The organism is Myroides sp. TSA_177.3 (genome assembly GCF_052691955.1).
The window spans coordinates 14,813-39,461 of the sequence record NZ_JBQZGD010000001.1 but is presented as its reverse complement, the minus strand read 5'-3'; the positions used below and the strand labels follow the sequence as shown (position 1 = coordinate 39,461).

Sequence of the window (24,649 nt, the reverse complement as noted above, 5' to 3'; positions counted from 1 at the left end):
AGGTTTATTATGAGCTATAGAATGGATATTGCAGACTTTTTAGACCTGGTGGATTATCCATCGACTCCTGGAGCGAATACTGCCTATAAAAAAGAGAAAACAACGGCACTACTTCCAGAGAAAATAGCCATTGAACAGGAAGTAATCAACGACCATTTGCGCGTAGTTTCTCTTCAGTACACAACCAAACAAACCATGACATTGGATTGTTTGGAAAATGATCCTTTTTTAGAACTGCATTTCAATTTATCACCTCAAGCGATTCCCTATAAAAACTCTTTTTCCTCTTCCAAAGAAGTTCCTCCTATGACAGGAAATATGATTTATTTAGCTTCTACTGGAGAGAAATCAGAACTATCGTTCCAAAAAGGGGTGGACTATGAAACCTTTGATATTCATCTTCCCTTAAGCATGATTAGTCAATATGCAGGAGAACATCGTCAGTTGGATTATTTTCTCAATCAAATCACCCTTGCTAAGAGTGCGGGGTTAACTGAAAACTGCATCTCCATCACTCCTTCTTTATACCATGCAATCCAGCAGATCAAGCAATGTTCTTTTGAAGGATTAACGCGAAAAATCTACTTAGAATCCAAGATTTATGAGATATTAGCTTACTGTTTTGAGGAACAAATAGCGACGCAAACCGTTAAATTAACGACAAGAGATATAGAATCCATCCATTTTGCAGCGCATATCATTCAGTCGAATATAAGTCATCCTTTAACCATAGAGGAAATCTCCAAAAAAGTAGGCATCAATCAAACCAAACTAAAACTAGGATTCAAGCAACTATATGGCACAACTATTTTTGGTTATTTACAAGAATTGCGAATGAATCAGGCGCAAAAATACTTGCTGAATACAGCCGATTCCATTGAAGAGATCAGTATAAAATGCGGATATATCAATACATCCAATTTTAGCAATGCTTTTAAGAAACACTTTGGCTATGCCCCGAGTAGATGTCGCCAAAACAATAGTATACCCCGTTCATACCCAACACTTAATCAATAGTAAAACAAGTTCTTAGCTGATGTAAAGCCAAACAAAGTTGAAACATCTTTACACAAATAAGTAACTAAAATGGTATCTTTGAGTAAACAGTTTTTAACACCTAACTATGCGATTGAAAAAGAAACATAAAATAATAGGGGGTATTTTCATCCTTATTGTGGTAGTATATTGTTCGGGTCAGTGGATAATCAACTATGTACTGAATCAGTATTTACCTACAATCATCGCAGAAAAAAACGACTCTCCTTATGATTTAACTTATCAATCCGTTCACTATTCGATTGCTGAGCGAAAGTTAAGCATCCAAGACATCGACATTCAACCCAAGGCCACAACGGTAACGGATACGCTGTCCTACCTAAAAGGTAAATTAAAGCAGATTGATATCAAGCAAGTAGGTCTATGGGATTTAATTAAAAAACATCACCTCGCAGCAGAAGGAATTACGATCATTCAACCTGATATTCAACTGTTCCAACATCCGACTCCAAAAGACACAACGCCTGCACCACCCCTTCAGTTTATTCAAGCTATTGATATCAAAACGATTGCGGTGAAACAAGCCCATGTTTTGATACACGATGTGGAGAAAAACCTTCGTTTACATGAAGTACACAACTTTAGCGCAGAACTTAAAGGGATTCACTTTGGCGTTGAAACCCAAGATAAACCTATACCCTTTACGTATAAGGATTATATTATTTCTTGTGATTCTGTACGCAGTTTAGTGTCAGATTCTCAACAATTAACGATTCACGGGATTCAAGTCAATCCCAATCAAATTAGCACTACGCGCCTTTTACTTGAACCGTTGACAACAGCCAAGGATAAGGCCGATTTACCACATCGTCTCTTAACCATCGATACCCCTTCTTTGCTATTAAAAGGAACTGACTGGGGCTACAAAAATCAGGAGGATTTCTACTTGCATATTGATCAAATTCAGGCTCCAGCTGTGGATGTCGTAGTAGAAGAAAATGCATTATCCACCCGAAAAAAAGAAGTGAAGACTGCTGTCAATCCTAAGCTTTTGCCTTTTGATTTGACCATTGCAGCTATTGATATGGATAGCATTACTATTAATTCACTCAATCAATGGTTAATTAAACGAGGTAGTCTACATCTGAAACGCGTAGCAAACAAAGCCAAAGAAGAATTACACATTGGAGCCATTCAGGTAGTAAACCCGGATATCCATTTGCATCAATCTCAACAGAAAACAAAACCAAAAACTCAAAAGGTAGATGTGTTTTTCGACGATTTAGTACAAATTGATACCCTATCGCTCCAAGAGGGAAGTTTTACTTCTACAAAAGGAAAAGATCGCACGGTTGTCTTGCAGACTAAAGGAGTAAAAGCCTCTATTGAGCAAATTAACCTCGATGCGCAGACGTTAGCCAATAAGATTCCGGTACGTTACAAAGAAATTTCATTCTCATCTGAAGCGATTCAATGGAATACAGGACGTTTTTACGACATTAAAATTGATAAAATACAAGGGCATAATACGACATTAACTTGTACTAATTTGGAGCTTACCCCTAAATACAATCGCAAAACGATGGTGCGCATGTTCACCTATGCGGATGATATTTTTACGGTTAAAACCAAAGCCATTACCCTTTCTAATTATACTTGGGGATTTGACCCCCAAGACGTGCTATTCTTCAAAGCGGATCACGTTCGCTTGGACCATATTAACGCCAATATATTCCGCGATAAAACGCCGACATTTAATATGAGTATAAAACCTTTGTTTAGCAAAAAATTACGTGATATTCCGTTTACATTGGAGCTAAAAAAGGTAGATATTGTCAATTCTACTTTAGAATATGAAGAATACGATCAAAAGGCGGTTGCACCAGGAAAGTTGACTTTTGGGAATTTCAATGCTTCCATTCAAAATGTATACAGCGGGTATAAACAAACGAAATTACCGACGACTACGTTGGCTATTCAGGCTAGTTTTATGAATGCAGCACCGCTACAAGTCAACTGGTCTTTTAATGTTTTGAATCGCTCAGACGATTTTCGCATTAGTGGAACCATTAAAAATTTCCCTGCTACAGCCATGCAACCGTTCTTACAGCCTTATGTGAAAGCCTCTACCGAAGGGAATTTAGATTTAGTTAAATTCAATTTCACGGGGAATAACAAAGTAGCAACGGGTACTTTCGGTATGAATTACAAGGATTTAAAGGTAACTTTATACCGAAAAAATGGAGAAAAGAAACGAAAAATACTATCTAAAGTTGGTAATTGGTTCATTCACAAAAACTCCGCTGGGGAGTTCAAAGAAGTTGAGATAAAAAAGGTAAATCGCATAGAAGAAAAGTCTTTTTTCAATTACCTTTGGTTATGTATTTTACAAGGTCTAAAACAAACTATTTTATAACACAATCGCATATGAAAACAGTATTTATCACAGGAGCATCTTCAGGTATTGGGCAAGCTACAGCCAAAGCACTAGCACCCAATCATCGTTTAATACTTTGTGGAAGAAGAAAAGAGCGATTAGAAACATTAGCGCAAGAATTAAACCAAACGACTGAAACCCATATCTTAACTTTTGACGTTCGCAACAAAGAAGAAGTTTTTCAGGCTGTTGCTTCTTTACCTGATGCTTGGAAAGATATCGACATCCTAATCAACAATGCTGGAAATGCACATGGCTTGTCTTCTTTTCAAGATGCCGCTATTGAAGATTTAGAAGCGATGATTGATATCAATGTGAAAGGGTTAATTTACGTCACTAAAGCCGTTTTACCGTTGTTATTACAACACACTCGCGGAGGGCATATTGTAAATTTATCTTCTATTGCAGGGAAAGAAACTTATGCGAATGGAGCTGTATATTGTGCTTCAAAAGCTGCTGTCGAGTCCATTTCAAAAGGCTTGCGCATTGACTTAAATACCAAAGGAATCAAAGTAACGAATGTAGCACCTGGTGCTGTAGAAACCGAATTTTCTATGGTGCGATTTAAAGGAGATCAATCGAAAGCAGATCAAGTATACAAAGGATATGATCCATTAAGTGCAGATGATATTGCACAGGCAATTGCATACGCAATCAATCAACCCGATCACGTACAATTAGCAGATATGACTATTTTTCCGAAAGCACAGGCTAGCGGAACAACTTTTTACAGAAAACCTGAATAGTGCAAAACGATTTAAAATCAACCACTTTATGAAACACCTTCTTGCAATTAGTCTTTTTGTCGGACTTCATTGCACCTTTAGTTCTCCGCTTCGAGCGAGTGAAGCTAAAAGCGCTTGGAATGAAAACCTTATTCCTTTACTTCAAGCGACTTCGGATACTGTTTTTATTGATTTAAAAAACGATCCAGATTTTAAATTTGCCAATAATTTACGTTGGTTTCAAGACCCTGAATTGTCTCTTTTTGGGATTAAAACAAAAACAGGGGAATTGTTTATTGAACCTTTGTTTCATCAAATAGAATCTTTTGTTGATAATGTTTCTATTGTAACCTTTGAAGGGTATCAAGGGGCAATTAATGACAAAGGAGAGGTTGTCATTCCTTACATCTATGAAGAATTACAAACGAGTAGTGAGGAGCGAATTGCTTATTATGAAGGAGGTTTATGGGGATTTTTCTCCACCACTGGAGATAAAGTAATTCCCGCTTCGTATGAGTTTGTCGGTAATTTCTCAGAGGGACTTGCATTAGCCTCTAAAGACAATTTATTCGGTTATATCAATAACCAAGGCAAAGTTATGATTCCCTTTCAATACGAGTATGCTAGTAATTTTGAAAATGGACAAGCACAAGTGGAAGTGAAATTCCGCGCTTTTACCATTAATAAAAAAGGAATGAAAATATCGGATTAAGGGAAACAATGTAGGGGCAAATGGCAATTTGCCCCTGAATCTGAATGGTAATTGGAAAAAAGGTGAGGCGATGAGATTGGTGAGGCGATGAGATTGGTGAGACGATGAGATTGGTGAGGCGATGAGATATGCACGTAGGGGCAAATGGCAATTTGCCTGTTATCCTGAACGGAAAAGGGAAAGAGGGAAAGGGATTGCATCCCGCGCTCACAAAGAACAAACCTCACAAAGAACAAACCTAAATAGAAAATGGGAGAAGGAAATCAGAACGGAGTATACTCTTTTCTAATTTCTCTTCTCCCATCTTCAATAAACAACTAACTCAAACATCCGTATAGTTTACAGCCCATCAAACTTTATTCCTAAAGTGAACCATCTACCAGGCATTGGCACAGCGCCTGCCTCAATATAGGTTGTGTCAAATATATTCTGAGCATCTATATAGAACTTTAGCTTATCCAAGGCATAGTTCAGACGAATATCCGTAATCCAATAACTCTTATATGTCAATCGTTCGTTGAATCGATTCGCTAAGGTTATACTAAACTTATCATTCGTATAGTTTACAGTTCCCACGACTTGGTGTTTTAAACTTTCTAAAGAATATTTAGAGAGTATCCCTGCTTCTGCTGATTTATTTTCAATCGTTGGAGACAGGTACGTATATGAAAGTCCTAAGTTCCAGATATTCACCTCATCCCCCAAGCGATAACGCAAGGCGGTATTGACTCCTTTTGTTTTATTCTTAGATGCATTATACGGTTGGTAGGGTTGATTCATATCCACGCGAATCCAATCTACGAAATCATCAATATCGCGGTAGAAGACAAAAGCTTCCGCCTGAAAGCGATCCTTTCTATACTTCCCTCCCACCTCAACTTGATACGCTTTCTCTGGGGTTAAATCTGGATTTCCAACATTACCTGGACGTTGATCTAAGTATAAATCCGTAAACGAAGGAATTCTACTAGCCGTTCCTGCGTTAAACGTAGCTTGCCAATTCGGGTTAAAGTTATAACTCGCATCAATTCCTGGGAAAAACTCCCATCCATATTTTGTATTATAATTGACATAAGCGCCAATATTCACATCTAACTTCTCGAACCAATCGCGTTGAAAAGCAGCAAAGAATCCGTAATTACTTTTACTGTGATCCCCAATGTTGGTTGAATTAATTTCTTCATAACGCATTTCACCTCCAAATGTAAATTTTCCATAATCTGCGGTATATTCTCCATTGACATTTGAGGTAATTGCATGCGTATAATGTCTACTTCTTGCAACATCCAAACGCTGGCGATAATAGCGATAATCATCAAAGTTATAGCGATAGGCCACACTAGGCATCAACGTCAAACGATCAGATAAATAATGGCGAGAACTCAAGTTCAACATAGTCGTACTGACAATTTCTTTCGATTCTTTATCTCCTGGTGCGGCATAAAAACCATTTGCACCAAAAGAACTGTTCGCATGTCCTGCCAAAATCATGATGGCATTTTGATCATTGGGAACAATATTTCCTTGATAAAATACTTTGTTGTTGTGGTAAGCGGTGTTGTAGCGGTACCCATTTCCTGAATCATGACTAGCGAATAGCAAGTGATTATCTTTGGCACGTACTAGCGTTCCCCCTACCTGAACCCCTCGGTTGTTATACGTTTCATTGTGATCCCCATCTTTGTCTTTTTTAAAGCTCGTACCTCCGTACATAGCCGCAAAGACTCCATCCTTCTTTGGGTTTTTCGTCACGATATTCACCACACCAGTCAAGCTATTTACCCCATACAAGCGCGCTGAAGGTCCACGTACAATTTCAATGCGTTCTACAGCCTCTAATGGAATAGGAATATTTAGTGAATTGTGTCCCGTTTGTGGATCTGAAATCTTTTGCCCGTTCAACAACAAAACATTTTGCTCAAAACTTCCCCCATCAATACTCAAATCGGCTTGTGTTCCATTAGGTCCACGTTGTCTCAAGTCCACTCCGGCCACAAAACTCAATAACTCATTAACTGAACTCACCGGTAATTGTTTGATTTGATCCTGTCCAACAACCGTAATATTTCTATTCTTTAAAGTACTAGGAAGCTGTAATCGCTGATTGTAAATTACAATTTCTTCCATATTGTCCTCAACCGTTGTGGTACTTTTTTCTTGTGCATAACCAGCTACAGATAAAAAGCTACAAAGCGTTAAGGCTACATAAAATTGACGTTTCATAAGTATTCAATATTCATTTGTATGCTGCAAATGTAGGAGAGGATTCCAATTCGTTTCTAGTCCGGTTTAAAGATACAAAACAGACCGGTTTCAAACTTTCTGAAAAAAATATTTTATTTCTTTCATTTTAGGACTTCCGCATCAACTCAAACAACAATCATATCTTAAATGTAAATTATTTTCATTATTTTTGGTTTATAATCTTGCTATATGATTAAGAAATTAGTACTCCCAACCGTATTGCTTACTTGTGTGCTTTCCTCTTGTGGTGAGCGAAGCAAGCAAGCCATGCGAGTCGTTTATGGTGAAAATGAAGTTGTTGAGGCTTTGAATGAAGTTCCCAACATCCAATTTGATTCCCTTCAAACCAGTGCACTTCAAGAAGAAGTTCGTCTTTTTTACAAGACCAATGACTACCATTTAGGCTGGTTTAATGCTGCTAACAGACAGCAACTCTTAGAAAGTGTTCGCGATCTCCAAAATGATGGAATCAAAATTGCCTCGAAAGAAATACACCAGCTCGTGGATTTAGATGCAACATATGAACAACTCAATGAAACAGATAAAATTCAAGCGGATTTTTTATTTTCTACGATGTATGTCAATACGTTAGACAACCTATTCAACGGAAGTGTTAGAGCTAAGCGCTTGTATGGGGATTGGGAAATAACCCCAAAGCCATTAAATACCAGTGCCACGATGCTTTTGGCTTTAGAGCATGAAAATGTTGCACTAACCTACGACAGTATTCGAACCAAACAACCGGTATACACGCAATTAAGGAAAAAATTATCTGCTTACTATGCGTTGGAAAAAGACAGTTTAAAACCGTTTAAACAAGGTAAAATTAACGATACGATTCCGGAGCTTGTTGCCGTTAAAAAACACTTGATTTTCTTAAATCAATTGGCGGATAGCATACAGACCGACGCAATTTACAATCAAGCGACAGCTCAATCCATTAAGGCCTTTCAAACCCAGAAGAAACTCAGTGTTACGGGCTTTACTGATACAAAAACCATTGAAGCTATGTTGCGCGATGAAAATGCCTTAAAAGAAAAGATTATCGTCAATTTAGAGCGTTGGCGTTGGTTTCCGAGAGAATTTTCATCCAATTATATTTTGGTAAATATTCCCGCGTATAGCTTAGTTTCAGTGTCCAATCAAGATACAATTCGACAACACAAAGTTGTTGTGGGAACAGCTGCGCGTAAAACACCAATTTTAAGTTCAACCTTGACAACTGTTGTCTTGAACCCGACTTGGACTGTACCACCAACCATCAAGAAAAATGATTTGGTACCCAAAGCGAGTAACGATTTATCCTATTTTTCAAGATTGAATTTTACGATTTACAACAGCCAAGGAAAAGTAGTTACCCCAGAAAACTGGGATGCGAGTAAAGGGACTTCCTACCGTTATGTACAAAAAGGTGGGCCAGGGAATACGTTGGGGCGTGTCAAGTTTCTATTTCAAAACAACCATGCGGTTTATCTCCATGATACACCAAGTCAATGGGGGTTTGCACGTAACGACAGAAATCTGAGTTCGGGATGTGTACGTGTACAAGATCCTTTTGATTTAACCAGTTATATTTTTGAACTAGCAGCTCCAGATCTTACCAAAGAGGAAGTTGATAAGATTATTGCTTCTCAAGATACCAAGAGTATCAAGGTAAGTGAAAATCCAATTGATGTTCATTTATTGTACTGGACAGTACAAGTAGACACCCATGGAAAGTTCACCTATTTCAAAGATATCTATAAATATGACGAAGAGCTTTACAAGCGTTTAAATAAATAAGAATCTCCTTAGATATAAAAAAACAGCCCCTGAAATCAGGGGCTATTTTTTTATCTTTTATTTTACCAACTGAAAAGTTCCTTGAATAAAATTTGCACTTCGCTTTCCTTGGCTGCTTGTTTCATCTGCATAGCTCAGAAAAGCATCAACGCTTCCTTTTTGCATATCGATAACCTGACTAACCGTTAAGCCATCGCGTTCAATCCAATTAATAAAAAACAGGTGATCCCCTATTTTTTTATAACTCATTGTTTCCGTTCCTTCTGAAACTACTCCCTCTGCATTTGTGGTTTTCCAATGCAATTGATTTTCTGACAAATACGTTACCTCTGCTTTAAAATCAGGGTACGTTAGAATTCCTTTTTGCCCAATTAACCCACCATGATCTTGTGTGGATTGCGTCTGAGTAGCCTCACTTGTTTGGTTGGGTTCTGCTCCTTTTGTCGTTGAATCTCCTTGTTTGCAAGACAAGAGCAACAAAGGAGTTGCAAGTAAACATAAACTGATTTTTTTCATCGCTTTAATTTTTTTAAGTAATACTATCGTTTATACTACAGTGCATCACATGCAATTCCAACTTGTAGCACACTTAAAAGTAACAAAAAGTAGACCTGTCTGTATCAAAAAATCAGATTTTTTTTAAAATAAAAATGTCCAACGTACTCTGGTGCGTTGGACATTTTTAGCAACTATTCGTTGAATCCTATGCTATTAGATTAAATATTTTGATTGTTTTAAATAATCTTGTTGTGTAGAGTAAATAAATAAACAAGACTCCTCTTTAATTAATTCGATTAATTCTTTGTTTACTTCATTTGGAACAGCAGGGCAACCATAACTTCTGCCTAAACGACCTTGTTTTAAGGCTAAGGCAGGAGAGGCATAATCTGCGCCATGTACAACAATCGCACGAGTACGTGCATTGTCATTGATTCCTTTTTCCAATCCGTCTAAACGCATAGAAAAGCCATTGCTTCCTTGATACGTTTCTCCAGTTTTATAGAATCCTAAACTACTCATATGCGAGTTGATTCGATTTGAAAAAGCAGTTGCAAACTCATCCCCTGTTCTTTTGCCATGGGCAACAACAGATTCTAGTAGCACTGTATTTTTCTCCATATCAATCACCCATAATCTTTTTTGTGTAGAAGAAACACTAAAATCAACAATGGTCAATTTATTATTTTTGATTAACCCTTCTTCTTGCATTTTAAAATAGCCTTTCAACGCCATAGTAAATACTTTTTCAGAAGGAGCATTAAATGCTTTTAAATCTAACGTATGAAAAAGAGTATTTGCTTTTAGTGCAAAACTTTCTTCTGCTGTTAATTCCGTTTTTTCTACTGTTTCTGTTTTTTCTGTTATATCAGCATCCAATTGAATGGATGAACTATCAAATTGAATTGAATTTTTGGCAATACCTGCACCAACTAATACCAAAGCCGCCGAAGCCACTATCCACTGCTTATAATTCATTGTATTATCTTTAAAAAAGGGGTTATTTTTAATTACGAAGTCGTAAAAATAAAAAAATATTTTTACCAAACAAATGATAATCACCAAAGTAAGGGTATAATTATGTTTTTTTTGTACATTCTTTGCGAATTGAGCTTTTTTCATAGCCTAAAATCACAATTTCCTTAAATCCTCAAAAGTCAACAGCGAAAAGTGTCTTTTTTTTAAATAAAGTGCAGGAATCTCCCCTCAAAAAGTAGAACTTAAAAATACAATCTGTAAATTTGTATAAGGAATAATTCAAACGACAAAAACACACAACGATGAATAAGAAAGTAATTTTAATGATATTAGATGGCTGGGGGAAAACACAAGACCCTAAAGTTTCAGCCATCGCACATGCTCAGACTCCTTTTATTGACAGCCTATATACCCAATACCCGAATACATATGTATTAACGGACGGATTAAATGTAGGATTGCCAGCAGGTCAGATGGGAAATTCTGAAGTAGGTCATATGAACTTAGGTGCAGGTCGAATTGTGTACCAAGATTTGGTCAAAATCAATATGGCGGTTGAAAACAAAACGATTGCACATGAACCTGCGTTGCAAGCGGCTTTTGCCTATGCAAAAGAAAACCACAAGAAAGTTCACTTTCTAGGTTTACTTTCAGATGGTGGTGTGCATTCGCATGAGAAACACTTGTATGGCTTACTTGATGCAGCCGTGGATTATGGCCTACAAGATTTATTTGTTCATGCTTTTACAGATGGACGTGATGTAGATCCAAAATCGGGAGTGAAACACATTGCTAAATTAGAGGAGCACATTGCCTATTCTCCAGTTCAATTGGCTTCTGTCATTGGCCGTTATTACGCTATGGATCGCGACAAACGTTGGGAGAGAGTAGCAAAAGCCTATCATTTATTGGTGGAAGGAAAGGGAATTCACTCTACAGATGCAGTTAAAAGCATCGAAGCAAGTTACGTGAATCAAATTACAGATGAATTCATTGAACCTATCGTGATGGTCGATGAAGACAATCATCCTGTTGGTAAAATTGCTGCCGATGATGTGGTTATCTTTTTTAACTTCCGTACAGATCGTGGGCGTGAATTAACCCATGTACTATCACAAGATAATTTCCCTGAATACGAAATGAAAGCCTTGCCTTTGTATTTTGTAACCTTAACCAACTATGACGATACCTTTAGACGTGTGCATGTGGTATACGACAAAGAGAATTTACATCATACGCTTGGAGAAATTATCGCTCAACATGGTAAAAAACAAATTCGCATTGCCGAAACAGAAAAATATCCACACGTAACCTTTTTCTTTTCAGGCGGTAGAGAATTACCTTTCGAAGGAGAGCAACGCATTTTATGTCCTTCGCCTAAAGTGGCAACCTATGATTTGCAACCAGAAATGAGCGCTTATGATTTAAAAGATGCTTTAATTCCGGAATTGCAAAAAGGAGAAGTTGACTTTGTGTGTTTAAACTTTGCCAATGGGGATATGGTTGGACATACTGGAGTAATGGAAGCAGCAATTAAAGCTTGTGAAGCAGTAGATCAATGTGCTAAAGAAGTAATTGAAGCAGCTTTAGCAAATAATTATACGACTATCGTATTAGCCGATCACGGAAACTGTGAAACTATGCTAAACGAAGATGGTAGTCCGAATACAGCACACACCACGAATCCAGTGCCGATTATTCTAGTTGATAAAGACATCAAAACCATCAACCACGGTGTTTTAGGAGATATTGCCCCAACGATTTTGAAATTAATGGGATTACCTCAACCGGAAGAAATGACGAGACAATCTTTGGTTTAATACTTAAATCAAGCAACAACATAAAAACAGCGCTTTGTAAAAATACAAGGCGCTGTTTTTTTATGATTAATTCGCTATATTCGTTTGATTTAACACCAACCAATCAACCTATGAAATATAAATTACTCGCGTTAGCAGGTCTTGCACTATTGTGCAGTTCTTGTATAACGATATATGGAGTCACCAGTGATTATAAAAAATTAGATCCAGCACTCCACCCCTATCTTGCAACTTATGAAGAAGGAAAAGATACCCTACACAATCGCGTCTATGCCATAACAGGAGAACAAATTCGCCAACAAATGGAACAACACGATAAAATTCTGGTTTACACCTTCGCGAATAACTGTGTAGGACCTACTTGTTATCCTTTAGCAACTTTTAAACGCTGGGCAGATGAGAATGGATATAAACTGTTCTTGGTTACTACAGGGTATGGTGCCCTAGGTACCACATTGAGTCAACAAATTGACCTTCCGCTGTATATAGTCAACTACAAAGCATATAATACCAATATGCACGGAAAATGCAATAATCGTTTTTTGATGGATTTACTTCAAAACGAACCCAATCCAAAAGCAGTTGTAAAAGACAAATACGCGAGTTTATATGCTTTTGAAAAGGGTAAACTCACGCAAATTTCTGGTGATTTACTACAACTTGAACCTAAATTTATTCAACTATAATACAAAAGAAGAGGCTTTTTATCGCCTCTTTTTTATTGTTTTTATCTATACTTCTATTTTTTTATTCCATAGGAATCACTTACAATACCGCATAGTTCCACCTACCTTTACTTTAAACAAAAACAAAGTTATCTATGAAAATAACAGCCTTAACCTTAGAAACAGCAAACCTACATAACATCATTCATTTTTATCAACATACCTTAGGTTTAACTCTTATAGCACAAACACAAAACGAAGTTCACTTTCAAGCAGGTGGCACCAAATTGATTTTTCAGGAGAAAAAAGACAGTCCTGCTTTTTATCACCTTGCGTTTAATATTGCTACAAATCACCTAGCACAGGCTATTGCTTGGGCAGAAGCGCAGAACCTTGAACTACTTCCTTCTCCGAAAGCCGAAGTTATTACCTATTTCGATGCTTGGAAAGCGCAATCGATTTACTTTTGGGATTTGAACGGCAATTTACTTGAATTCATCGCAAGAGAAGATATTCAAACGGTACTCGATCAACCTTTTACACCAAAAGAAATGTTGAATATTAGCGAAATCGGTATTGTTACTTCCCAACCGATGCAAACAGCAGAAGGGATTATGCAACAAACGGGATTACAGTATTTCGACAAAGCGCAACCTTTACCTGAATTCTGTGCGATTGGCGACGATGAAGGGTTACTTATCTTCGTCACCCCTGAAAGAAACTGGTATCCTACTGCAATAAAAGCCCAACCAGGCAATGCGGCGATTCAGTTAGAAGTCAATGCTAACTCTTATACCATTCAGGCTTCAGATTGGAAATAAGCCAATTATTTTGCTGTTCAACAACATAGAACTTCTTTATTTCTAAAATTCCATTTTCATCCATTTTTTAGATTCAAAGGAATACCGTAATTTTGTAGTTCTTAAATCAATAAAGTATGATCATTCCAAAAACTCTAGAACAAATTGAGTTGATGAGACAAAGTGCCCTTTTAGTTTCTAAAACATTAGGGATGCTTGCAACAGAGCTAAAGCCAGGAGTAACGACTTTAGAATTAGATAAAAAAGCAGAAGAATTTATCAGAGATCACGGTGCAGTACCGGGATTCAAAGGATTATATGGATGTCCTTCTACTATTTTGACTAGTGTAAACGAGCAAATTGTACATGGACTACCAACAGATAAACCCATTATAGAAGGTGATATCGTATCGATTGACTGTGGAACAGTTATGAATGGATACTATGGTGACCATGCCTATACCTTTGAAGTAGGTGAAGTTGCACCTGAAACAAAGCGTTTATTGCAAATCACGAAAGAATCGCTTTACGTTGGGATTCGCGAATTCAAATTGGGTAACCGCGTAGAAGATGTAGGAAGTGCTATTCAGCGTTATTGCGAAAAAGAAGGCTATACGGTAGTACGTGAATTAGTAGGTCACGGACTAGGAACAAAAATGCACGAAGCTCCTGAGATGCCAAATTACGGTAAACCAGGAAGAGGAAAGAAATTCGTTGAAGGTATGGTTGTTGCAATTGAACCTATGATTAACTTAGGAACAAGAAACATCAAACAACTGAATGACGGATGGACTATCGTTACGCGTGATGGAAAACCATCCGCACACTTTGAGCACGATGTGGCTTTAGTGAATGGTAAACCAGAATTGTTATCTACATTCCAATACATTTACCAAGCCTTGGGAATCCAAAGCAATGAAGAAGATGAGTTTAGAGCTAATCCTTTAGTTTTATAATTCACTTCCGCTAATGAAGAAACTTTTCAAAACAATACTGAACATTATACCTCGACCGATTTTAATTCGGTTGAGTTATCTTGTTCGACCTATTTTTGCCTGGTACCTCAAAGGTGATCGCTATACGGATCCTATTGATGGCAAAAGTTTTAAAAGTTTTTTACCTTATGGCTATGCCAAACAGCGAAACAACGTACTTTCTCCAAGCACGTTGTCTTTAGAAAGGCATCGTTTGTTATGGCTGTACTTACAAAGAGAAACTGATTTTTTCACGGCTCCACATCACGTCTTACACTTTGCCCCTGAACAAGCCTTTTATAAGCGCTTTAAAAAACAGGCCAATTTAAAGTATACTACGACAGATTTAGAGTCGCCTTTAGCAGATGTCAAAGCAGATATCTGTAATTTACCTTTTGCGGATCATTCATTTGATATAATCTTGTGTAATCACGTATTGGAACACATTCCCGATGATACCAAAGCCATGCAAGAATTATATCGCATCCTAAAACCGGGTGGAATGGGTATATTTCAAGTCCCTCAAGACTTGAATAGAGCAACTACTTTTCAAGATGACAGTATCACAGATCCCAAAGAGCGCACCTTGCTGTTTGGTCAATACGATCACGTTCGCGTTTATGGAACAGATTATTTTGATAAACTGCGTCAGATTGGTTTTACAGTTATTGAAGAGGATTACACCCATCGACTTACCCCAGCCGAAGTGGAAAAATATTGTTTAGCAGCAGGAGAAATAATCCCGGTTTGTTTCAAACCACTGTAAACCTTCCTTTCTCATTCTATCGCTTTTCCGTATATTCGTACAACTATTATTCGTTTACGTATTTTAACTATGATTACGACCGTACTTTTTGATATGGATGGCGTTTTAATTGATTCTGAAAAATTTTGGCAACAAGCAGAAAGAGAAGTTTTTACTGCTGTTGGTTGTCAATGGAGTGAAGCAATAGCCCATCAAACCACTGGACAAACCACAAGAGCAGTAACTGAACTTTGGTATCGTTTATTTCCTTGGACTGGCCATTCACTCGAAGAAGTAGAACAAGCCGTTATCGACCGCGTAGATGAACTGGTTCGCCAAGAAGGAGAAATCAAAAGAGGGGTTTTAGCCACCTTAACCTTTTTACAAGCCCAAGGGATTAAAATTGGTTTAGCGACAAACTCTACGCCTTCGTTGATTCAAACTGTTTTAACGCGATTGAATATTCATTCCTTTTTTCAAACGACGGTATCTGCATTGGATGTCCCTCAGGGCAAACCCGCTCCTGATGTGTATCTACAAGCTGCACGAAACCTAAACAGTCAACCAGAGCATTGCCTTGTTGTTGAGGATTCTTTTACAGGAGCTACAGCAGGTAAAAATGCAGGAATGACCGTCTTTGTGGTTCCTGAATTGGAGTTTTACGAAGATCCTAAATTTAATTTAGCAGATAGAAAACTATTTAATTTAGAGGAATTTGAAGAAAATTTCTTAGCTTTAAATTACGTAACCCCTTAATAGATCATCGCTCATGTTGAACGTAAAATGGCTTTTTATTTTCTTTTTTTGCACGTTGCTTACTCAAGCACAATCAACACAGGATTATACTGCCAACTACATCAAAATGGCTGCTTTCATGAATAATGATCAAGCTGTCACTCCTTTCTTTCCTTTAAATGAGAGCTTTGCACTCGAATTTGACGATTTGTATGGAGATGAAGGAAATTACTACTACCGTGTTCAGGCTTATAATTACGATTGGACCCCCTCTCAATTGAGACCAATTGAATACATCAAGGGAATGGACAATCAACGCATCCAACAGTACAACACTTCATTCAATACGTTGCAGATGTACACGCATTACAAGTTGACCATCCCGAACTCCATGTATCGCATTACCAAAAGCGGTAACTATATCTTAGAGATTTACGATGAAGATAATCAAGTAGTCATCCGACGCAAATTTGTCTTGTATGAAAATACGGTTGGTGTGGGTGCACAGGTTAAAAGAGCAAGAGATTTAACCTATATCGATACGAAGCAATCTTTGGAACTGACCATTAAATTAGGGGACCAAACGTATCAAAATCCAACAACGAATATCAAAGTAGCGTTGTTCCAAAATGGTCGTTGGGATTCTTATATCACCAAGATTCCCCCTCAATATACCATCGGTACAGATTTGATTTACAAATACGACAAGGAGACTAGTTTTTGGGGAGGCAACCAATTTCGCTATTTTGACAATAGTGATTTAAAACAAGCCAACAACATGATTTACTTCAATGGGAAGGAAAATGACATGTATAAAACGACGCTTTACCCAATTACAGGATGGTTGGATAAGAAATATTCTTACTATCCCGATATCAACGGTTCGTTTAGAGTGCGCAATATCTATGGAAAAAAGGCAGCAATTGAAGCTGAATACAGCTGGGTATGTTTCACTTTTCAACCGATAGCTGAGGATAAAAACGAGGTGTACTTTGTTACGGGAATGTTCAACAATTATGAATTAACTCCTGAGCATCAGTTGACCTACAATCCAGAAACGGATCGTTTTGAAAAAGCCATTCTCATCAAACAAGGATTCACCAATTACAACATTACAGCCGTGGTAAAAGGGAAGGTTAGCACAGAACACAACCCGGACGGGAATCACGCTTTGACCACAAATAAATATCAAGTTTTAGTATATTATAAAGGAAATACTGATTTATATGATCGTGTTATCGGTTTTGTAGAAGCAAATGCAGAACAGATTACGTACTAAAAATAAAAAGGAACAGCATTATGGTATCAAAACAAACCAAAGGAGTAAATGTAACAGTAGAAACACTGTATGAAGGTTTTTTTCAACGAAGTAATAGCATGCAATTTGCTTTTAGTTATGAAATTACCATCGAAAATCAGAGCGATTCTACCATTCAGATCCACTCGCGTCATTGGGAAATTTACGATTCACTCAATGCCAAAGAAATTGTAGAAGGCTTGGGTGTTGTAGGGGAACAACCCCTTATTTTACCCAATGAAACCTACACCTATAGCAGTGGTTGTGTATTGACCTCTACTTCTGGAGCGATGCATGGATATTACAACGTCATTCGCACAGAAAATCAAGAAATGATTACGGTTGAAATTCCCTTCTTTAAACTCGTAGCGCCCTTTATTTTAAATTAGACGCTTTAAGTTAAACTAGTGTGTAATAACCTGTAATTCGAGTAAAATTAATTACCTTTGTAGTTATATATTTTAATAAACCCGAAAAAAAGTACATTATGTCAAAAGGATTCTACAAAGTTCCGAGTGCTATTAATGAGCCTGTAAAATCATACGCGCCTGGGACGCAAGAGAGAGAATTGACTTTGAACTCTTTCAAAGAGCAATATAGCCAATTAGTTGATATTCCATTATTTATTGGTGGAGAAGAAATCAGAACTGGAAATACAAAAGATTTATTCCCACCTTTTGATCACAAACATAAATTAGGTGTTTATCACCAAGCAGACAAAGCATTAGTTGAAAAAGCAATTGCTACTGCTTTAGAAGCAAAAACAAAATGGGCAGCAATGCCATGGGAGCACAGAGCAGCGATTTTCTTAAAAGCTGCTGAGTTATTAGCAGGTCCTTACCGTGCTAAAATCAATGCAGCGACGATGATTGCTCAAGCAAAAACGTTACACCAAGCAGAGATTGATGCAGCTTGTGAGTTCATCGACTTCTTGAGATTCAACGTTGAATATATGTCTCAAATTTATTCAGAGCAACCGTTATCAGTTGATGGAGTTTGGAATAGATTAGAGCACAGACCACTAGAAGGTTTCGTATACGCAATTACTCCATTTAACTTTACTGCAATTTCTGGAAACTTACCGTCTTCAGTTGCCATGATGGGGAACGTTGTAGTTTGGAAACCATCTGCTACACAAATTTACTCTGCAAGAGTAATTGTTGAAGTATTCAAATTAGCAGGCTTACCTGACGGTGTAATCAACGTAGTATACGGTGATTCTGCTATGATTACAGATACACTTTTAGCTAGCCCTGACTTCGCTGGTATCCACTTTACAGGATCAACTGGTGTTTTCAATAGCATGTGGACAAAAATCGGACAAAACATCAACAACTATAAAACATACCCTAGAATTGTTGGGGAAACAGGAGGAAAAGATTATGTGTTAGCACATCCATCTTCTTGTCCAAAAGAAGTTGCTGTTGCTTTAACAAGAGGAGCTTTCGAATACCAAGGACAAAAATGTTCTGCAGCTTCAAGAGCGTATATTCCTGCTTCATTATGGCCACAAGTAAAAGATTTTATGGCTGCTGATTTAGCAACAATCAAAATGGGTACGCCTGAAGATCCTTCAAACTTCGTATCATCTGTAATTTCTGAAAGTTCTTTCGACAAATTGGCGAAAGCAATCGAAGCAGCGAAAGCGGCTACAGATGCAGAAGTAGTATTAGGAGGAAAATACGATAAATCTGTAGGGTACTTTGTTGAGCCAACAGTTATCTTAACTTCAAATCCAAAATACGATACAATGGAAACAGAATTATTCGGTCCTGTTTTAACTATTTACGTATACGAGGATGCAAAATGGACTGAAACATTGAAATTAGTAGATGAGACTTCAGCTTATGCCTTAACTGGAGCTATCTTCTCTCAATGTCGTTATGCTATTGCAGAAGCTACTGAAGCGTTAGTAAACTCAGCTGGTAACTTCTACATCAATGACAAACCAACGGGAGCTGTTGTAGGTCAACAACCATTTGGTGGAGCGAGAGCTTCTGGTACAAACGACAAAGCAGGTTCTATCTTGAACTTATTGCGTTGGGTATCGCCAAGAACAATTAAAGAAACCTTTGTTCCTGCAAAAGATTACAAATATCCTTTCTTAGGATAAGAACATATTAAAAGGCGGTTTCAAAAGACCGCCTTTTTTCATTCACAATTCAGTGCTTTTTATTGGGATCGTTTCCTCTTTTTAGACCAAACGATTAAGTAAAAATTACTTTTATATTTTGCTTTTATTCTTTTTCAGTAGAAAAAGATCCTTATTTTATTTCTAAAGTACTGGGTTATAATTATTAACAAATAGTATATAACTCATGTTTAAAAAATTACTAGACAAAAGACAACTGGTGATTAATCCACCTGTTTTTACCACCTCCATTTTTCTAATCATTTTACTTATTGCCGTTTGTCTCCTCTTCCCTAGCAAAGTAGGTGATTGGTTTCACATAGGACAATTAGCAGTAACAGAAAATTTTGGTTGGTTCTTCATTCTTACCGTCAATATCATCCTCATTTTTGCCCTCTTTTTAGCCTTTGGTAAATATGGTAATATTCGTTTAGGGGGTGATGATGCAGAACCTGAATTCTCCAAACCTTCTTGGTTTGCCATGCTCTTTAGTACGGGAATGGGAATCGGAATCATGTTCTTTAGTATTGGAGAGCCTGTATCCCACTTCTTTAATCCTCCTCGACCTACTGATAGCGATATTGATTCGGCTATTCAGGCGATGGAATTTACTAGTTTGCACTGGGGATTACACGCTTGGGCCATTTATGCCATTGTTGGACTGGCGCTAGCCTTTTTCAGCTTCAACAAAAAATTACCCATGACCTTCCGTTCTCTACTATATCCTTTTTTAAAGGAAAAGATTCACGGTTGGTGGGGACATACCATTGATATTTTATCCACCTTAGCTACCGTATTTGGTTTGTCTACTTCGTTGGGATTGGGGGTAACTCAAATCACAGCGGGACTTGAATACCTTTACGGCTGGGAGATTTCTCCCTTAATGCAGGCAGGGATTATTATTGGTGTAATTAGTGTTGCAACCATCTCTGTTTTCTCAGGACTGGATAAGGGAGTCAAACTATTGAGTAATGTCAATATGTATATGGCTTCTGGTTTTATGATTCTGATTTTCGTTTTAGGGCCTACTTTATTTATCCTCAAAGGCTATGTGCAAAACACCGGTTCTTACTTGGCAAATTTCATTGATATTAGTACGTGGAATGATACCTACAAAGGATCGGGTTGGCAAAATGTTTGGACGATATTCTACTGGGCTTGGTGGATCGCTTGGTCTCCTTTTGTGGGTAGCTTTATCGCCCGAATTTCAAAAGGACGAACAATTAAAGAATTCGTATTAGGGGTTTTAATTGTACCTGGCTTGATTACCTTACTATGGATGAATGTTTTTGGCGGAAGTGCCTTACACACCATTCTAGAGGGGGATATGACAATGGTACTTGCTGTGAAAGAAGATATTTCAACGGCGCTCTTCGTTTTCTTGGAAAACTTTCCGTTCACGAATTTCCTGTCTATTGTAGCCATTATTCTTATTTTTTCGTTCTTCATTACGTCTTCGGATTCGGGATCTCTTGTCATCGATAATATTACGTCTGGTAGTGAAGGTGATTCGCCCGTTTGGCAACGTGTATTTTGGTCCTTTTTACAAGGGTTTATTGCCATTGTATTGTTGTGGGGTGGTGGTTTAGATGCCTTGCAAACCGCTGTAATTATAACCGGACTTCCGTTTGCAGTTATCCTGCTCTTGATGTGTTACAGCTTGCAAAAAGGGCTACAAGATGAACTGAATAAAAAAGCCAAACAATTGAAGTCGAAACAAGAAAAGAGTTACAAGGATATTATCTCTGATTTAATCGAAGAACAGCAAAAATAACGCATCATGGAAACAAACAAAGCACTCAATATATTAGTTGGCTTAGATCTCTCTGAGATGGATCACTACTTGATTCAATATGCCAAAATACTCGACCACATTCTAAACGTAGAACAAATCACCTTTATTCACAATTTAAAATTAGGTGAACTACCCAAAGAACTGATTCAAAAAGATCAATTAGCATTGATTCAAAAAAGAATCACCAAACGCGTAGAAGAACAAATCAGCGCAACAGAAATTTCCTATAAGTACGAAATTATTATCACCGTAGAAAACTATTCTGAAATTGCTTTTGCTAGTATTTCAAAGCAGAAAAACTACGATTTACTTGTCTTGGGGAATAAACAACAATTAACGGGTAACGGCGCATTAGCCAATAAATTGGTTCGCCTCTTACCTTCTGCTACACTTCTCGTACCAGAGACATTCCATATTCCTATTGAGACGGTGATTGATGCTATTGATTTCTCTCGCTATACCAATGCGATTATGCTATGGGCAGATCGTTTTAAAAACAATTCTAAAGGCCAGCGCATTAAGCACTCAGCGGTACATATCTCTAAATCATACTGGAGCTATTTGCCTATGATGACGGATAAAGAACTCGATAAAATATCACGTGAGGATATCAAAGAGAAAGAAGGAAAATGGAACAAACAATATGCGCAATACACCGATATTGACATCGTTCCTGCAAAAAATCAAAATGTCGCTGCTGCCTTAATACAATATGCCAAAACAAAAAAGGCAGACCTTATGATTCTAGGGGTTAAAGGTTCAGCAGGTATCAAAGATATTATCTTGGGAAGTGTAGCCAATCACGTGCTCCATCGACCTACGGATACGTGTTTGCTGTTTGTTAAACCACTTCGTTAATTATTGGAAAAGAGTTATGGGAAGGTTATGAGTTATGGGTATGAGTTATGGGGGTTTTCTAAATAGTAAAATTTCTCTATAATCGCTAAATTTCACAGCTTTACAAATTACAACTTTACTTAATAGAGATTGATGGGTATGATTTATGAGATGAATGAATGAGCATCTAGAATTACTACAAAAATCAAACCTATAAGATAAAAACAGTATCATATAAAATGAAAAAAGGATGAATTGCGGTTGCAATTCATCCTTTTTTATATATCATAATTATTTTTCACAAGGAGATTCAAGATAATAATAGATCCGTATGAGATTTCAGTTCATCCCCCATTTATCTCACGGGGTTATCTTTATTTTAGTATTCGATGAATGAACCCCATAACCTCATAACCCATAACCTCATAACCAATCACTCATAACCAATCACTCATAACATCTCTCCCCATAACCTTTTACCCTTTATATTTCAACGGCAAATACACTACTTTTTTCGTTTCGAAAAATTCGTCATCAAAGATATTACTCAAATCAAACTGAACGGCTTTTGGGAAGTCTTGTAATTCTTCTGTCAAATCTCCACCTTTCAAGTATAGGATTCCATTTTCAAATTCATGGTGATTTTCCTTTTTCGTTTTATGACGAATCCACTTTACAAAATCAGGCATATTGGTTACAGCACGACTCACAATAAAATCGAACTTTTCCTCTACTGTTTCGGCTCTTTTTTGTTCTGCAACTACATTGGTTAACCCTAATGCTTGGATTACCTCATTAACAACGCGTATCTTTTTTGCAATGATATCAATCAAGTAGAATTTTGTTTCTGGGAACATAATAGCCAATGGAATTCCAGGAAATCCTCCTCCTGTTCCAACATCCATTACACTACTGCCTGGAACAAATTCCATTACCTTGGCAATTCCCAATGAATGCAAGACATGCTTTACATATAATTCGTGTATATCTTTTCTAGAAATAACGTTAATTTTTGCATTCCACTCCTGGTACACAACTTCCAATTGTTCAAATTGAGCGATTTGTTCAGGGGTAAGATTAGGGAAATATTTTAAAATTTCTTCCATTTCAAAAGTTTTGACAAAAATAGCCTTTTTTCTCGGTAAATAAGCCCCTCTTAACTATAATATAGATTTATTATACTTACCTTTGGTTGATACTATTTAAATGTATTTAATACCTATGGAAACTCAAGTTCTATCAGATAGAATCAACAATCTTACAACTTCACAGACTTTAGCGATGGCAGCAAAAGCTCGCGAGCTAAAAGAACAAGGAATAGACATTATCAGCTTGAGTCTTGGTGAACCAGATTTTAATACACCTGACTTTATCAAAGAAGCAGCTATTCAAGCAATCAAAGATAACTATAGTAAATATCCACCTGTTGAAGGATATTTAGAGCTAAGACAGGCGATTAGCAATAAATTCAAAAGAGATAATAACTTACACTATACAGCAAACCAAATCGTTGTATCTACAGGAGCTAAACAAGCTTTATTCAATGTAGCTCAAGCAATGATTAACCCTGGAGATGAAGTAATCATTCCTGCTCCTTTTTGGGTGAGTTATGCTGAAATCGTAAAAATAGCAGAAGGTATTCCAGTAGAAGTATCGACGACGATCGATACTGATTTCAAAATCACAGCACAGCAATTAGAGGATGCTATTACTCCAAAAACCAAAATGGTATGGTTTAGCTCTCCTTGTAATCCAAGTGGATCTGTTTACAGCAAAACAGAATTAGAAGCTATTGCAGCTGTATTGGAGAAATACCCTTCTATTTACATCCTTTCGGATGAAATCTACGAACACATTAACTTCGGTAGTGCTTACTGCAGTATTGGTTCAATTGGCAATTTACTTGATCGTACGATTACTGTAAACGGGATTTCAAAAGCATTTGCTATGACAGGATACCGTATTGGATATATTGGTGCTCCTGAATTTATCGCAAAAGCTTGTGCAAAAATGCAAGGACAAGTAACCTCTGGAGCGAATACGATTGCACAACGTGCAACAATCACAGCTGTTAATGCTGATCCAAGTGTTTTAAAAGACATGGTACATGCCTTCAAAAACCGAAGAGACCTTGTTGTAAACTTGTTGAGAGAAATTCCAGGAGTAAAAGTAAATGTACCTGATGGTGCGTTCTATTTATTCCCAGATGTATCTTCTTTCTTTGGTAAAACCTTACAAGGAGTAACCATCAACAATGCTAATGATTTATCAATGTATTTATTGGATAAAGCTTATGTGGCAACAGTTACAGGAGATGCCTTTGGAAATCCAAATTGCATCCGCCTTTCTTATGCAACAAGCGAAGATCAATTGACAGAAGCTTTAAAACGAATGAAAGAAGCTTTACAATAAGCTCCTTCTCTGATTGTAAAAGCGCTATCACGTCAAATTAGACATGCCCCAAAAAGTTCGATGCTT

At 37.3% G+C, this 24,649-nt stretch carries 21 protein-coding genes; 17 read left to right on the top strand and 4 right to left on the bottom strand.

The window, feature by feature from the left end:
* Nucleotides 1-9 precede the first annotated feature (9 nt).
* The 4 genes from ACUTSE_RS00195 to ACUTSE_RS00180 all read left to right on the top strand — a co-directional run bounded on the left by ACUTSE_RS00195 (nt 10) and on the right by ACUTSE_RS00180 (nt 4,870).
* Nucleotides 10-1,017, top strand: coding sequence for a helix-turn-helix transcriptional regulator (locus ACUTSE_RS00195; RefSeq protein ID WP_445638813.1), 1,008 nt, complete (start codon nt 10-12; stop codon nt 1,015-1,017).
* Between the two features lie 106 nt (nt 1,018-1,123).
* Nucleotides 1,124-3,412, top strand: coding sequence for a hypothetical protein (locus tag ACUTSE_RS00190; protein ID WP_445638812.1), 2,289 nt, complete (start codon nt 1,124-1,126; stop codon nt 3,410-3,412).
* Between the two features lie 11 nt (nt 3,413-3,423).
* Nucleotides 3,424-4,179, top strand: a complete 756-nt coding sequence (locus ACUTSE_RS00185) for an SDR family NAD(P)-dependent oxidoreductase (protein ID WP_445638811.1) — start codon at nt 3,424-3,426, stop codon at nt 4,177-4,179.
* Between the two features lie 28 nt (nt 4,180-4,207).
* Nucleotides 4,208-4,870, top strand: coding sequence for a WG repeat-containing protein (locus ACUTSE_RS00180; RefSeq protein WP_445638810.1), 663 nt, complete (start codon nt 4,208-4,210; stop codon nt 4,868-4,870).
* Nucleotides 4,871-5,209: 339 nt separating this feature from the next.
* Here the strand turns inward: ACUTSE_RS00180 and ACUTSE_RS00175 are convergent, their stop codons facing one another.
* Nucleotides 5,210-7,093, bottom strand: coding sequence for a TonB-dependent receptor plug domain-containing protein (locus tag ACUTSE_RS00175; RefSeq protein ID WP_445638809.1), 1,884 nt, complete (start codon nt 7,091-7,093; stop codon nt 5,210-5,212).
* Between the two features lie 210 nt (nt 7,094-7,303).
* Between ACUTSE_RS00175 and ACUTSE_RS00170 the strand changes: the two genes are divergently transcribed.
* Complete coding sequence (locus tag ACUTSE_RS00170) at nt 7,304-8,896, top strand: L,D-transpeptidase family protein (protein ID WP_445638808.1); 1,593 nt, start codon at nt 7,304-7,306, stop codon at nt 8,894-8,896.
* A gap of 57 nt (nt 8,897-8,953) precedes the next feature.
* On the opposite strand, the gene ACUTSE_RS00165 is transcribed toward ACUTSE_RS00170, so the two are convergent.
* A complete protein-coding gene (locus ACUTSE_RS00165; protein ID WP_445638807.1) occupies nt 8,954-9,412 on the bottom strand; it encodes a MoaF-related domain-containing protein in 459 nt (152 codons plus the stop codon).
* Between the two features lie 195 nt (nt 9,413-9,607).
* Nucleotides 9,608-10,372, bottom strand: a complete 765-nt coding sequence (locus ACUTSE_RS00160; protein WP_445638806.1) for a murein L,D-transpeptidase catalytic domain family protein — start codon at nt 10,370-10,372, stop codon at nt 9,608-9,610.
* Between the two features lie 302 nt (nt 10,373-10,674).
* On the opposite strand from ACUTSE_RS00160, the gene gpmI reads away from it, so the two are divergent.
* From gpmI to ACUTSE_RS00105, 11 genes are all read left to right on the top strand, one after another.
* Nucleotides 10,675-12,192, top strand: a complete 1,518-nt coding sequence (gpmI, locus tag ACUTSE_RS00155; protein WP_115092375.1) for a 2,3-bisphosphoglycerate-independent phosphoglycerate mutase — start codon at nt 10,675-10,677, stop codon at nt 12,190-12,192.
* 62 nt (nt 12,193-12,254) lie between these two features.
* Nucleotides 12,255-12,878 carry a hypothetical protein gene (locus tag ACUTSE_RS00150; protein ID WP_445638805.1) on the top strand — a complete coding sequence of 208 codons (624 nt, stop codon included), beginning with the start codon at nt 12,255-12,257 and terminating at the stop codon, nt 12,876-12,878.
* Nucleotides 12,879-13,012: 134 nt separating this feature from the next.
* Nucleotides 13,013-13,678 carry a VOC family protein gene (locus tag ACUTSE_RS00145; RefSeq protein WP_445638804.1) on the top strand — a complete coding sequence of 222 codons (666 nt, stop codon included), beginning with the start codon at nt 13,013-13,015 and terminating at the stop codon, nt 13,676-13,678.
* Between the two features lie 116 nt (nt 13,679-13,794).
* Nucleotides 13,795-14,613, top strand: a complete 819-nt coding sequence (map, locus tag ACUTSE_RS00140) for a type I methionyl aminopeptidase (RefSeq protein WP_002989643.1) — start codon at nt 13,795-13,797, stop codon at nt 14,611-14,613.
* A gap of 13 nt (nt 14,614-14,626) precedes the next feature.
* Nucleotides 14,627-15,397, top strand: a complete 771-nt coding sequence (locus tag ACUTSE_RS00135; RefSeq protein WP_445638803.1) for a class I SAM-dependent methyltransferase — start codon at nt 14,627-14,629, stop codon at nt 15,395-15,397.
* Nucleotides 15,398-15,466: 69 nt separating this feature from the next.
* Nucleotides 15,467-16,132: a hexitol phosphatase HxpB gene (gene hxpB, locus ACUTSE_RS00130; protein ID WP_445638802.1), complete on the top strand. Its 666-nt coding sequence runs from the start codon at nt 15,467-15,469 to the stop codon at nt 16,130-16,132.
* Nucleotides 16,133-16,145: 13 nt separating this feature from the next.
* Nucleotides 16,146-17,390, top strand: a complete 1,245-nt coding sequence (locus ACUTSE_RS00125; RefSeq protein WP_445638801.1) for a type IX secretion system plug protein — start codon at nt 16,146-16,148, stop codon at nt 17,388-17,390.
* A gap of 20 nt (nt 17,391-17,410) precedes the next feature.
* Nucleotides 17,411-17,797, top strand: a complete 387-nt coding sequence (gene apaG / locus ACUTSE_RS00120) for a Co2+/Mg2+ efflux protein ApaG (protein ID WP_002989631.1) — start codon at nt 17,411-17,413, stop codon at nt 17,795-17,797.
* 98 nt (nt 17,798-17,895) lie between these two features.
* The gene (pruA, locus tag ACUTSE_RS00115) at nt 17,896-19,521 is read left to right on the top strand and encodes an L-glutamate gamma-semialdehyde dehydrogenase (RefSeq protein ID WP_002989628.1); all 1,626 of its coding nucleotides are present in this window, start codon (nt 17,896-17,898) and stop codon (nt 19,519-19,521) included.
* A 205-nt stretch (nt 19,522-19,726) separates the two neighbouring features.
* Entirely contained in the window at nt 19,727-21,313 is a 1,587-nt protein-coding gene (locus ACUTSE_RS00110; protein ID WP_445638800.1) for a BCCT family transporter, read from the top strand.
* A 6-nt stretch (nt 21,314-21,319) separates the two neighbouring features.
* A complete protein-coding gene (locus tag ACUTSE_RS00105) occupies nt 21,320-22,192 on the top strand; it encodes a universal stress protein (protein ID WP_002989618.1) in 873 nt (290 codons plus the stop codon).
* 455 nt (nt 22,193-22,647) lie between these two features.
* Here the strand turns inward: ACUTSE_RS00105 and rsmG are convergent, their stop codons facing one another.
* Complete coding sequence (gene rsmG, locus ACUTSE_RS00100) at nt 22,648-23,277, bottom strand: 16S rRNA (guanine(527)-N(7))-methyltransferase RsmG (protein ID WP_002989615.1); 630 nt, start codon at nt 23,275-23,277, stop codon at nt 22,648-22,650.
* A gap of 115 nt (nt 23,278-23,392) precedes the next feature.
* Here rsmG and ACUTSE_RS00095 point away from each other — a divergent pair, with 115 nt between their 5' ends.
* Nucleotides 23,393-24,583, top strand: a complete 1,191-nt coding sequence (locus ACUTSE_RS00095; RefSeq protein WP_002989614.1) for a pyridoxal phosphate-dependent aminotransferase — start codon at nt 23,393-23,395, stop codon at nt 24,581-24,583.
* Nucleotides 24,584-24,649 lie beyond the last annotated feature (66 nt).

Coding starts and splice junctions, on each gene's coding strand:
- ACUTSE_RS00195 (WP_445638813.1), top strand. CDS start 10: ATGAGCTATAGAATGGATATTGCAGACTTTTTAGACCTGGTGGATTAT.
- ACUTSE_RS00190 (WP_445638812.1), top strand. CDS start 1,124: ATGCGATTGAAAAAGAAACATAAAATAATAGGGGGTATTTTCATCCTT.
- ACUTSE_RS00185 (WP_445638811.1), top strand. CDS start 3,424: ATGAAAACAGTATTTATCACAGGAGCATCTTCAGGTATTGGGCAAGCT.
- ACUTSE_RS00180 (WP_445638810.1), top strand. CDS start 4,208: ATGAAACACCTTCTTGCAATTAGTCTTTTTGTCGGACTTCATTGCACC.
- ACUTSE_RS00175 (WP_445638809.1), bottom strand. CDS start 7,093: ATGAAACGTCAATTTTATGTAGCCTTAACGCTTTGTAGCTTTTTATCT.
- ACUTSE_RS00170 (WP_445638808.1), top strand. CDS start 7,304: ATGATTAAGAAATTAGTACTCCCAACCGTATTGCTTACTTGTGTGCTT.
- ACUTSE_RS00165 (WP_445638807.1), bottom strand. CDS start 9,412: ATGAAAAAAATCAGTTTATGTTTACTTGCAACTCCTTTGTTGCTCTTG.
- ACUTSE_RS00160 (WP_445638806.1), bottom strand. CDS start 10,372: ATGAATTATAAGCAGTGGATAGTGGCTTCGGCGGCTTTGGTATTAGTT.
- gpmI (WP_115092375.1), top strand. CDS start 10,675: ATGAATAAGAAAGTAATTTTAATGATATTAGATGGCTGGGGGAAAACA.
- ACUTSE_RS00150 (WP_445638805.1), top strand. CDS start 12,255: ATGATTAATTCGCTATATTCGTTTGATTTAACACCAACCAATCAACCT.
- ACUTSE_RS00145 (WP_445638804.1), top strand. CDS start 13,013: ATGAAAATAACAGCCTTAACCTTAGAAACAGCAAACCTACATAACATC.
- map (WP_002989643.1), top strand. CDS start 13,795: ATGATCATTCCAAAAACTCTAGAACAAATTGAGTTGATGAGACAAAGT.
- ACUTSE_RS00135 (WP_445638803.1), top strand. CDS start 14,627: ATGAAGAAACTTTTCAAAACAATACTGAACATTATACCTCGACCGATT.
- hxpB (WP_445638802.1), top strand. CDS start 15,467: ATGATTACGACCGTACTTTTTGATATGGATGGCGTTTTAATTGATTCT.
- ACUTSE_RS00125 (WP_445638801.1), top strand. CDS start 16,146: ATGTTGAACGTAAAATGGCTTTTTATTTTCTTTTTTTGCACGTTGCTT.
- apaG (WP_002989631.1), top strand. CDS start 17,411: ATGGTATCAAAACAAACCAAAGGAGTAAATGTAACAGTAGAAACACTG.
- pruA (WP_002989628.1), top strand. CDS start 17,896: ATGTCAAAAGGATTCTACAAAGTTCCGAGTGCTATTAATGAGCCTGTA.
- ACUTSE_RS00110 (WP_445638800.1), top strand. CDS start 19,727: ATGTTTAAAAAATTACTAGACAAAAGACAACTGGTGATTAATCCACCT.
- ACUTSE_RS00105 (WP_002989618.1), top strand. CDS start 21,320: ATGGAAACAAACAAAGCACTCAATATATTAGTTGGCTTAGATCTCTCT.
- rsmG (WP_002989615.1), bottom strand. CDS start 23,277: ATGGAAGAAATTTTAAAATATTTCCCTAATCTTACCCCTGAACAAATC.
- ACUTSE_RS00095 (WP_002989614.1), top strand. CDS start 23,393: ATGGAAACTCAAGTTCTATCAGATAGAATCAACAATCTTACAACTTCA.